This is a genomic window from Rhodopirellula sp. J20-39, assembly GCF_057365095.1.
This window is the reverse complement of record NZ_CP195123.1, coordinates 4,011,938-4,023,388: the sequence shown is the minus strand read 5'-3', so window position 1 is coordinate 4,023,388 and position 11,451 is coordinate 4,011,938. Positions and strand designations below refer to the sequence as shown.

Sequence of the window (11,451 nt, the reverse complement as noted above, 5' to 3'; positions counted from 1 at the left end):
CATGGCGACAAGAACGATTCGAATCCCTGCGGTACCTGGATTGATCCTATTGCTGCTGCAATCGTTTGCGACTTTTGCGATCGCCGATGACAAGCAATCCGTGTTGAAGGCGGGGATCATCGGTTTGGACGCGCACGCGCTAACATGGACACGGATCATCAACGATCCTCACGCAAACGGTGAGTTGGTGAACATGACCGTGGTTGCGGGTTACGCCAAGGAAAGTTCTGACATTCCACAAAGCGTGCAACAGACCGCAATTCAAGTTGACGCGATTGCCAAATTGGGCGTCGAGATTGTGGACTCGATTTACGAACTGTTGACGAAAGTCGATGTCGTCTTGTTGCTCAGCGGCGACGGTCGCAAACATCTCGACCAAGTGCGGCCGGTTTTTAAGGCCGGCAAACCAGTCTTCGTCGACAAACCGATCGCTGATTCGCTGGCAGACGCGATCGAGATCTTTCGCCTAGCCGACGAATATCAAGTTCCGTGTTTTTCGAGCTCTGCTTTACGCTTTTCCGAAAAGACGGCCAACATTCGCCAAGATTCAAGGCTCGGTGAGCTGGTGGGTTGTGACGTCTACGCGCCTTGTCCTTTGGAAGAGCATCATCCCGATTTCTTCTGGTACGGCGTGCATGGTGTTGAGCCCTTATTGACGATCATGGGCAGAGGTTGCCAATCCGTTTCTCGCACCCAAACCGAGGGCACCGATGTGGCCGTCGGCGTGTGGCAGGATGGACGGATCGGCACGTTTCGCGGTATCCGCCAGGGCCAGCGAGGATACGGGGCCACGGTCTTCGGTACCAAAGGAATCGTGCCCGGCGGTGGGTTCGATGGATATGAACCCTTGCTCGAGGAAATCGTCCGCTTCTTCCAAACCAGCACCCCGCCCGTCACCGCTGAACAAACCTTGGAAGTTTTTGCGTTCATGGAAGCGGCCGACGAAAGCAAACGACGTGGCGGTGTTCCAGTGACTCTGGCCAGTGTGATGGAAAAGGCTCAGACCGCGAACGCGAATCGCGATCAATGGGAAACCGTATCCGTTCCAGGAAAACAAGACTTCACTGGAACCGCTTGGTTTCGAACGTGGGTTAAACCGCACGCGACGTTCTTCAGCAAACACGAGCGGGATCTTTTTGGCGAGTCAGCAATCCTCAACATACGTGATCTCGCGGGCGCTCACGAAGTCTATATCAACGGCAAAAAGATCGGCAGTGGCGGTGAGTTCCCGCCTCATTTCGAAGACGGACGCGAAGGAAATCATCGACACAAGATTCCATCGGGAACGCTCGTCCGGGACCAATGGAATGAAATCGTCGTGCGAGTGTTCAACCACGACGGAGAAGCCGGTTTTCTCACCGAAGCTCCCTTTGTTATGAACTACTTCTGGGAATGTGTTTTGCAAGGTGACTGGGAATTTCGGCTTGGAAACGAACGCCCCCAACTCGGTGGTGCTTTGGCTAAGATGCCGGGCGAAACGAAAGCAACCGCGTTCGATGAATTCCACGAATCGAATCGTGTACTGGGCGAGGCCGAGCAACTCGTGCACGGTGAAAAGCTTTCTCCCGAAGATTCACTAGCCAAGATGGAGACAAGCGATGGCTTGCTTGTCGAATTGATGTTGGCGGAACCGTTGGTTGCCCAACCGACCCATTTCAGTTTCGATTCCCGTGGTCGATTGTGGGTTTCGCAGTACCGACAGTATCCGTATCCGGCGGGTCTAAAGATGATCAGCCGCGATCATTACTATCGTTCACACTACGACCGAGTTCCGGCGGCGCCACCGAATCATGATCGTGGCCGCGATGTTGTCTCGATTCACGAAGATACCGATGGCGATGGCGAGTACGACAAGCACAAGGTCTTCCAAGACGGGCTGAACATGGCGAACGCGGCGTTGCGTGGACGTGGCGGCGTGTGGGTCATGCACACGCCCTATTTGCTGTTCTATCCGGACGCTGATTTCGACGATGCCCCCGACGGACCGCCGGTCGTCCACCTGCAGGGTTTCGGAATGGAAGATTCTCATTCGGTTGCCAACGGATTGGTCTGGGGAATGGATGGGTGGTTGTATGGAGCCCAAGGCAGTACGACGAGTTGCCATGTGACTCGTCCCGGCATCGATGCGGACGATCATCCAGGTGTCTATTTCCAGGGATGCATGGTCTGGCGTTATCACCCCGAGAGCCATCGTTTTGAAATCTTCTCGGAAGGCGGCGGAAACAACTTTGGTTTGGAAGTCGATTCAGCCGGACGTCTGTTTACCGGTAACAACGGCGGCCAAACTCGCGGATGGCACTACTTGCAGGGTGGCTTGCACTTGATGCAAGGCACGACGCCCAACAAGTTCGGTCCGGTTCGCAATGAGTTTGCCTTTGGCCATTTGCCGCACATGGCAAGTGAACAGCCGATCCCGCGTTTCACTCACTTCGCAACCTATGTCGAATCGACTGCAATGCCAGCGAAGTATCGCGATACGTTCCTTAGCGTTGAACCGCTGCACAACTTTGTGATCGCGAGTCAACGACTGCCGCACGGATCGACATTCACGACCAGTGACACCGACAAGGTACTGACCTCCGATGACTTCGCCTTCCGTCCTGTGTACATCGGAAATGCGCCCGACGGATCGGTAATGCTAGCGGATTTCTATGAGCATTACATCGCTCACGGCCAGCACTACCAAAGCCAGATTGATCCGACGACAGGACGGATCTTTCGGCTCCGGTCGGCGGAGCTACCTCTCGAAAACGACCTGAACCTTCACGACAAGTCGTCCGATGAGTTGATAGCGTTGTTCGATCATCCCAACCGATGGCATCGGCAAACGGCAGTTCGATTGTTGGGTGAACGAAAGGATCCGGACTCCGCCGCGAAGCTACGAAACCTGATCGCTGCGGAGGATAAACAGGGGCAACATGCACTGCACGCACTGTGGGCATTGTATCAAGCGTTTGGGTTGGACGATGAAACCGCTCTCGCAGCCGTAGCACATGCCGATCCGCTGGTTCGTTATTGGGCCGTTCGTTTGATCTGCGACGATGTCGGGTTCGCCAACAAACGCAAAACGATCGGACTGACCGACAGTCTTGGATCGCTTGCCGGAGAGCCGGCGCGAGTTGCGGACAGTTTGTTTCATGCAATCCTTGATCAAACGCGGCGTGAAAACAACGCGGAGGTTCGTTCCCAGATCGCGGCATCCGCAAGACGATTGCCTGTCGAACAAGCACTGAAACTGGTCCACACGGTGCTCCAGCACGACGAAGACATCAATGATGACTACATCCCTCTGTTGTGTTGGTGGGTACTGGAAATGAACCTCGATCGTGACCGCGATGCGGTGGTGGCGTTGTTCGAGGACGCTGACTTTCGCCGAAAACCGATGGTGACCCAACATCTGCTGGGGCGGATGATGCGTGGGTTGGCGTTGAAAGGGAAGAATCGAGATTTGGAACAATGTGCTCGGTTGCTTGAACTTACGGACGAACAGCAGCAGGTCGACGAGTTGCTGGCTGGCTTCGAACTCGCATACGCCGGGCGACGCATGACCGGACTCCCCGAACGCCTCGCCCGATCGCTCATCCAAAGCGGTCGATCGTCCTTGGAACTGCGGGTACGTTTGAATGACGAAAACGCAATTGGCGAAGCCATTGATGTGCTGAAAAACAACGACGCACCGATACAGGACCGAATTTCAATCGCTCGCGTGCTCGGCGAGGTCAAGGCAGCCGATAGTGCTTCACCCTTGATCGATGTCGCGGTATCAACGGACGACGACGAGCTCCAACGAGCCTCGCTTATAGCGGTCTCCGCCTTTGACGATCCGAACATCGGCGAGCGGTTATTGGGTGAGTTTGCCAAGTTCTCTGTGGAAGCTCAGCCTGCATTCTTCGATGTCATGCTCAGTCGCAATGACTGGACGCGTCAACTGACCGACAGTGTGTCGCGCGGCGTGATTGCCGCAGTTGAAGTTCCCAGCGATATCGTTGATCGTTTACGGCAACATTCGGATTCGAGCATTTCCGAAACCGCAAAAGAAACATTTGGTGAGGGCCAAACAAGCTCGAAGAATGATGCGAATCAACAAATCGAGCAACTACGAAAGCTAATTATTGAAGGCACCGGAAATCCGTATGCAGGCGAAGCGATCTTCTTGCAGCGGTGTGCCGCATGTCATCAGCTCTTTCAGAAAGGCGGTAACGTTGGCCCAGACCTGACGCCCTATCAACGAGGAAATCTGGACACGCTTCTACCCAGCGTCGTCCAACCGAGTGCGGAAATCCGCGAGGGGTTTGAGCAGGTCAGTTTGTTGACATTCGACGGCCGGATACTGACCGGGTTCTTAACCGACCAGGATACGCAGGTCGTAACGATACGTGGAAAAGCGGGCGAAGATATCCGAGTCGAACGCGAAGATATTGAATCGATCGAACCGGTTGGACGTAGCCTCATGCCCGATGGATTACTCGACAATTTGACGGACCAACAACTACGCGACTTCTTTGCCTACCTGAGAATCTCACAACCGATCAGCAAGTGAGTAATTCCGAGTGCTGTAACCACAATCAACTTTGGGGTTTGTGTCGCGCATTACCCGACGATCGCAAATGGCTTTAGCACACAACGAACGCCCCAAAAAGATTGACTGGATAGACAACAAAATGAAAGCCAAAATCATCGCACTGTCGGTCGTCCTGTTTGCCGGTTGTTCGCATTGCTTTGCAAACGACTCGACTGCGGCACTGGAAGAACCCAACCGCAGTAGCGTCAATACTCAACCCGACACGCCACCGTTGTCACCCAGCGAATCGCTCGCGGCGATCGTGCTTCGCGATGGCTACGAGGTGGAACTGGTGGCAGCTGAACCGCTGGTGAAAGACCCCGTGGCAATAGCCTGGGGATCCGATGGCAGGTTATGGGTGGCCGAAATGGCCGACTATCCGTTGGGAATGGATGGGCAAGGCAAACCAGGCGGTCGAATTCGTGTGCTTGCAGACTCCACTGGTGATGGCGTTTACGATCGCTCCACAGTCTTCCTGGACGGCATCGGTTTCCCCAACGGTATGATGCCATGGCGAGACGGTGTGCTGATCACGGCTGCACCGGAGATTCTATACGCGGAAGACACCAACGGAGACGGCAAGGCCGATCGCAGCGAGGTTTTGTTTTCAGGATTCCAAGCAGGGAATCAACAATTACGAGTGAACGGTTTGCGTTGGGGACTCGACAACTGGATCTACTGTGCAAGCGGTGCCCATCACGGCGGATACGGATCGGACCGGAAGCTTCTTTCCGTGAAGACTCAGCAGCAGATCGCGATCGGCAGTCGGGACCTGCGATTTCATCCTGACACCGGTGATATGGATCCACAAAGCGGTCCGTCTCAGTTTGGCCGAAATCGTGATGATTGGGGCAACTGGTTTGGGCAACAGAACAGTCACCCGCTATGGCACTTCGTACTGGCCGACCATTACCTCCGTCGAAACCCGCATTTCGCGCCGCCAGAGCCTCGTCGACAACTGGTCGGTGATAACAACCCCAAACTCTATCCGGCCAAGGTAACTCAGAAACGCTATCACTCATTCGAACACTCCGATCGATTCACCTCGGCCTGTTCCGCAATGGTTTATCGTGATGAGTTGCTGTTGCCGCGTGAGGCTTCCATCCAGCACGCATTCACTTGCGAGCCTTTTCATAGTCTCGTTCAACATAACGTGTTGGTTGAAGACGGAGTCAGTTTCACCTCTCGCCGCGATCCCGCTGAAACGAGCACCGACTTTTTCGCATCGAAAGATCGATGGACACGACCGGTGATGGCCCGCACGGGTCCCGACGGTGCGCTATATATCGTCGACATGCAGCGGTACATGATCGAGCATCCCGATTGGCTGACCCCCGAAGGGAAAGAGGAACTCAAACCCTTTTATCGTGCTGGCGACGATCGCGGCCGCATCTACCGCGTCTATCCAACCGGCAAGCGCCCACGTCTCATCCGCGATCTTTCGACGCTAAGCACGCCGGACCTGGTCGCGACGCTGACTAGTCCCAATGGACCGACGCGTGATCTGGCCACACAAGCATTATTGCAGCGTGCGGACCGTTCGGCGATCCCATTGCTTGCGCAGATGGTTCGAAACGGTCAAACCCCGCTTGCACGCCTCCACGCGTTGACGGCATTAGATGGACTAGCGGCGATTTCGTCGGCGATCCTGCTGGACGCTTTGCAAGATGATCATCCCGGCGTGCGCCGTCATGCGATTCGATTGGCTGAACTCGTGGCGAGCCAAGACGAAGAACTGCTGTCGGCGGCACAGACGCTGGTGGATGATCCCGATGCGAAGGTCCGACTGCAACTCGCATATTCATTGGGCGAGTGGCCGGATCTGTCATCCGCGAAAGCACTGGCGAGATTAGCGATTCGAGATGCCAACGATCCTTTCCTTATCGCAGCCGTTTTCAGTTCGATCAATGACCAAAACTTACCTGCGATCATTACGTCACTGTTAGAGATGCGAGACGCCCCCGAAGCAGGACGGTTGGTTGGTCAACTACTGGAAATGTCAGTTGCCTTTGATAACCCGTCCTCGACTCAGGACGCGTTAACGGCGGTTCTCAGCTCTAAACGTTCCAGAGATTTGGCTTGGCAGATGGAAGCGGTCGCGGGATTAATCGGTTCAATAAATCGCCGTGGAAAATCGTTGGATGAAATCATTGATCAGGACGGTCTAAAAACACAGACTCTGCTAAAGCAAGTTGAGACTTTAACCAGCAACGCTCGATCGCTTGTCGTCGATACTGAAGCTGACCAGTCCGCGCGTGTTGCAGCGGTTCGCTTATTGGGGTTGGACTCCAAGCAAGGCGGCGATGACATTCATACGCTTGCCAGTTTGCTGACTCCACAAACACATCCCGCAATGAAGCTCGCGATCGTCCAACACCTGGGTAGTCTGTCATCACCGTCAATTGGAAAACAACTACTTCACAACTGGCCAAGTCTGTCGCCCAACCTGCGTTCGGAAGTTCTTGGTGTGCTAACAACGCGTCCAGTTTGGACCACGCACCTGCTAGACGAAATCGAAGCTGGAGACATCGCACGCGCTGATATCGATGCAACCACGCGACAATCACTCTTGAACTATCGGGCCACTGCTCTTCGGGATCGCGCCACGGACTTGTTCACCGACGCGGGCAACGACGATCGCCGGTCCGTATTGCAATCGCACCAGAGCCTGCTCGACCTGCATGGTTCACCGCAAAATGGGAAAACGGTCTTCGCGAAACATTGCTCTAGCTGCCACCGGCTCGACGAGGTCGGTCACGATATCGGACCGAACCTTCGATCGTTAACGGACATGAAACCAGCCAGTCTCCTGAGGTCGATTCTTGATCCCAGTGCCGCGGTGGACGGGAAGTTCATGAACTATGTCGTCTTAACGGACGATGGACGCACGTTCGCCGGCATGATCGCTTCGGAGACCGGAAACAGTATCGTGCTGGTCGAGCAGCAAGTGAAACGACACGTGATTTTGCGTTCGGAGATCGAAGAAATTCGCAGTACGGGTCGGTCGCTGATGCCCGACGGGCTCGAACAGACCATGACGCACCAAGAACTCGCCGACCTGTTGTCGTACATCACCCACCCGCAAACCCAGGAAGCACGATGAAACCAACACTTTTAGTTGTGGCAATTGTTTTAGCGTTCGCTCAAGCTTGGACGTTACCTAGCAAAACGACTGCAGCGGAAACACTGGCACTTGTGTTGCAAGCTGGTGCTTCATCGATCGATATCACACCGACAGATTTCCCAGTCAGTTCGGCCGGTATGATGACGCCGCGCGATGCAACGATCGCTCACGACCCACTGCATTCACGCTGTCTTGTGCTCGATAACGGCGAGACCAAGCTCGCCCTCGTCACATGCGATAGCTGCATGATCCCGCGAGAAATATTTGATGCGGCTAAACAGGAAGCGGCCAGCAAGACAGGCATTCCAGTCGATCAGATTCTCTGCTCGGCAACCCATACTCACTCAGCCGTTACGGTTACCCCGGCTTTTCAAAGCTCGGTGCAGGAGGACTATGTCGATTTCCTGTTCATGCGAATCGCTCAAGGGATCATTGACGCCGACTCGCAATTGGCTCCAGCCAAAATCGGGTGGGCAGTCGGAAACAACCCACGACAGGTATTCAACCGTCGTTGGTTTTTACGTCCGGGCAACTTAAACAGTGACCCGTTCAATCGGGTAACCGATGCGGTCCGAATGAATCCCAAGCCAAACAGCAAGAGTCTCTTGCAGCCAGCCGGACCGATCGATCCCGATGTCGTCGTGCTCGCGGCGCAGACGCTGGACGGTCACCCGATTGCCGTGTGGGCAAACTACTCTCTGCACTATGTCGGCGGCGTGCCCAGCGATGTTCTTTCGGCTGACTACTTCGGTGAGTTCGCACGCCAGCTTTCTCGGCTGGTCGCGTCCTCGGACCCAAACCATCATGTTGTCGCCGCGATGACGAACGGGACGAGCGGCGACATCAACAACATCAACTTCTTTGAAGGCAGCGAAGCTCAGCAGCCGTTTGAGCAAATTCGATTGGTCGCCTCCGATGTCGCCGCTTCAGCGTTTGCAGCGTACGAGCGAATCGACTACCAACATTGGGTGCCACTGAGAATGCAGGAACAGGAGATCGAACTCGGTGTCCGGCGTCCCGACGAATCAGAACTGGCACAGGCGAAGAAACTTATCGCGGACGCAGGCCCTGGACCGTGGAAAGATCGCCGGCTGATCTATGCCAACGAGACCATCGACATGGCTGACTATCCGCCCACCGTCAAAGTGAAACTACAAGCAATCCGGATCGGTGATTTGGGAATCGTCAGCAGTCCGTGCGAAACGTTCGTCGAAACGGGATTGGCCATCAAGAAACATAGCCCGTTCAAACCGACTTTCACAATCGAACTAGCCAATGGCTACAACGGATATCTCCCCACGCCTCAACAACATCAATGGGGAGGTTATGAAACCTGGCGTGCCAAATCCAGCTACCTCGCCAAGGATGCGGAGCCCCAGATTCGACAAACACTCCTGAAGCTTCTCAACCACTTAGCTGAATAAAGCGCCCGCTTAATAGAACGACCAAGCTGATCGTGACACCTGCCTTCTTCACCTGATTTGATTCCCTATGCCCATCCATCGCACTCCCACCTCACGCCGTGACTTCCTGAAGGTAACTGCCGCTCTCGGCGGCGCGGCAACTATCCTGGCCGCTCATCCAACAGAAGCGGCTGCAGCGAACGAGCCCACTCGCATCGCGTTACTCTCGGACACCCATATTCCGAGCTCGCCTGACACCATGGCACGTGGTGTGAACATGACTGAAAATCTACAACGTGCGATCGGCGACATTTGCAATTTGAAAAGCCGTCCCTCTGAGCTGATCATCAATGGCGATTGTGCCTACTTGAAGGGATTGCCAGACGACTACGCCAATTTCGCAGCCTGCTTGGCCCCGCTGGATGACACCCAGATTTCGCTGCACGTGACAATGGGAAATCACGACGACCGCGAGCCGCTATATAACGCGTTGTCGAACCAGCGTCCCACCAATAACCCAGCGGTGATGTCCAAACACATCAGCGTGATTGAAACACCCCACGCCAACCTGTTCCTGCTCGATTCGCTTCACCGCGTCGGATTGGTCACAGGCGAACTCGGCGCAAATCAAATTGAATGGCTTGCGACGGAACTTGACTCCCGACGCGACAAGCCTGCGATCGTCATGACCCATCACAATCCCCAGTTCACCGCACCGCCGAATGACAAACCTTGGACCGGCTTGTCCGACACAAAGCAGTTGTTCCAGGTACTCGATACCCGTCAACACGTCAAAGCTTTTCTATACGGCCACACACACACGTGGACACACAGCCAACGCGGTCATTTCCACATGATCAATCTTCCCCCAATGGCGTATGTGTTCAGTCCCGGACGACCAAACGGCTGGGTTTGGGCGGAGATTGGGGAAGACGTAATGTCACTCGAGCTGAACACGTTCGACCCAAAACACCCACAATCCGGCGAACGGTTCGAGGTAGCACTGACGAGTTGATAACGCGAGCAAAGCCATCGCTTGCCTGTCAACTTGGCCTCTGCAATTAGCGTCGATTCACTTATGCTGCAGCATTGTTGCTGAAGCAGCCCATTGTCTCGCAGTTCGATGTCGGATGAAAACTTGAACCTTCAAAATTCCCCAACCATCACTGACTATGCGGCCGATCAAGTTGTTCCCCATGAGGGGCGTCAGGGCACCTGGGTAGGCCGTGTGTGGGTGCCCGCCAAATTTGCGGCGAACAAGATTGCGGGACCTCGAGTCGTCGTGTTGCGTGATGGCGAGATTCTTGAAACCACCTACCCAACCATGTCGGCGTTGCTCAACGCCCCCGACTATTTAAGCAAGCTTACACAACCTGGCCCGTCCGTTGGAACGCTCGTCGACGTTGTTCAAGCGAGCCTGTTCACTCGCCGTGGTCCTCGACTGGCGGAAGAGACCAATGTGGCGCTACTCGCCCCGAACGACCTGCTGGCGACCAGGGCGTGCGGCGTCACATTTGTTCGCAGCTTGCTGGAACGGGTCGTCGAGGAAAAGGCAAAGGGTGATCCCAAGGTGGCCGAACAAATTCGCGGCTTGATCATGGAAACACTGGGTGATGATTTATCAAAAGTCGTGCCTGGCTCGCCGCAGACAGATGTTCTGAAACAGAAATTCATCGACGCTGGTGTCTGGTCGCAATATCTGGAAGTCGGCATTGGCAAGGACGCGGAAATCTTTACCAAAGCTCAACCGATGGCATCGGTTGGCTACGGTGCGCAAATTGGCGTACTGCCCGACTCGACCTGGAACAACCCGGAACCCGAAGTCGTCCTGGCTGTCTCCCGCGACGGAAAAATCTGCGGTGCAACACTCGGTAACGACGTGAATCTAAGAGACTACGAAGGCCGCAGTGCGTTGCTACTCGGCGAAGCCAAGGACCAAAACGGCTCATGTTCGATCGGCCCCTTCATTCGGCTGTTCGACGACACGTTCCAGCTCGAAGATATCACCAGCCTTGAGATTGAACTTTCGATCATCGGTGCGGATGGGTTCGAAACTTCCGGCCGCAATCGCATGTCCGAAATCAGTCGTCCGCCCGCGGACCTCGTGGCCCAAGCGATCGGCAAACATCACCAATATCCCGATGGCTTGATGCTGTTCCTAGGCACCATGTTCGCCCCCACCGAAAACCGAGACGCGAGCGGTGGCGGGTTCACTCACCATCTGGGCGACCGTGTCGAAATCTCGACCGAAAAGCTCGGCCGTCTCGTCAACTGGGTCAACCACACCGATCAAATCCCACCTTGGGATTACGGCATCTCGAACTTGCTTGAATACCTTTCCGCGGCCCAACAATAAACCTTTC

Annotated in this window: 5 protein-coding genes; all 5 read left to right on the top strand. The window is 55.0% G+C overall.

Annotation, left to right across the window (positions count from 1 at the left end):
* Position 1: 1 nt before the first annotated feature.
* The 5 genes from ACR3ZL_RS14620 (at position 2) to ACR3ZL_RS14600 (ending at position 11,444) form a co-directional block, all read left to right on the top strand.
* Positions 2-4,540, top strand: a complete 4,539-nt coding sequence (locus tag ACR3ZL_RS14620) for a PVC-type heme-binding CxxCH protein (protein ID WP_473652379.1) — start codon at positions 2-4, stop codon at positions 4,538-4,540.
* A 121-nt stretch (positions 4,541-4,661) separates the two neighbouring features.
* Positions 4,662-7,664: a PVC-type heme-binding CxxCH protein gene (locus ACR3ZL_RS14615; protein ID WP_473652380.1), complete on the top strand. Its 3,003-nt coding sequence runs from the start codon at positions 4,662-4,664 to the stop codon at positions 7,662-7,664.
* Positions 7,661-9,109 (top strand): hypothetical protein, encoded by a 1,449-nt coding sequence (locus tag ACR3ZL_RS14610; protein WP_473652381.1) that lies wholly within the window; start codon positions 7,661-7,663, stop codon positions 9,107-9,109. The genes ACR3ZL_RS14615 and ACR3ZL_RS14610 overlap by 4 nt, the downstream gene beginning before the upstream one ends.
* Before the next feature lie 67 nt (positions 9,110-9,176).
* On the top strand, positions 9,177-10,103 hold the full coding sequence (locus ACR3ZL_RS14605; protein ID WP_486172725.1) for a metallophosphoesterase: 927 nt from the start codon (positions 9,177-9,179) through the stop codon (positions 10,101-10,103).
* A 108-nt stretch (positions 10,104-10,211) separates the two neighbouring features.
* The gene (locus tag ACR3ZL_RS14600) at positions 10,212-11,444 is read left to right on the top strand and encodes a fumarylacetoacetate hydrolase family protein (RefSeq protein ID WP_486172724.1); all 1,233 of its coding nucleotides are present in this window, start codon (positions 10,212-10,214) and stop codon (positions 11,442-11,444) included.
* Positions 11,445-11,451 lie beyond the last annotated feature (7 nt).

Excerpts from the sequence above, each read along its gene's own strand:
- ACR3ZL_RS14600 (WP_486172724.1), top strand. The coding sequence starts at position 10,212 with ATGTCGGATGAAAACTTGAACCTTCAAAATTCCCCAACCATCACTGAC.
- ACR3ZL_RS14615 (WP_473652380.1), top strand. The coding sequence starts at position 4,662 with ATGAAAGCCAAAATCATCGCACTGTCGGTCGTCCTGTTTGCCGGTTGT.
- ACR3ZL_RS14620 (WP_473652379.1), top strand. The coding sequence starts at position 2 with ATGGCGACAAGAACGATTCGAATCCCTGCGGTACCTGGATTGATCCTA.
- ACR3ZL_RS14605 (WP_486172725.1), top strand. The coding sequence starts at position 9,177 with ATGCCCATCCATCGCACTCCCACCTCACGCCGTGACTTCCTGAAGGTA.
- ACR3ZL_RS14610 (WP_473652381.1), top strand. The coding sequence starts at position 7,661 with ATGAAACCAACACTTTTAGTTGTGGCAATTGTTTTAGCGTTCGCTCAA.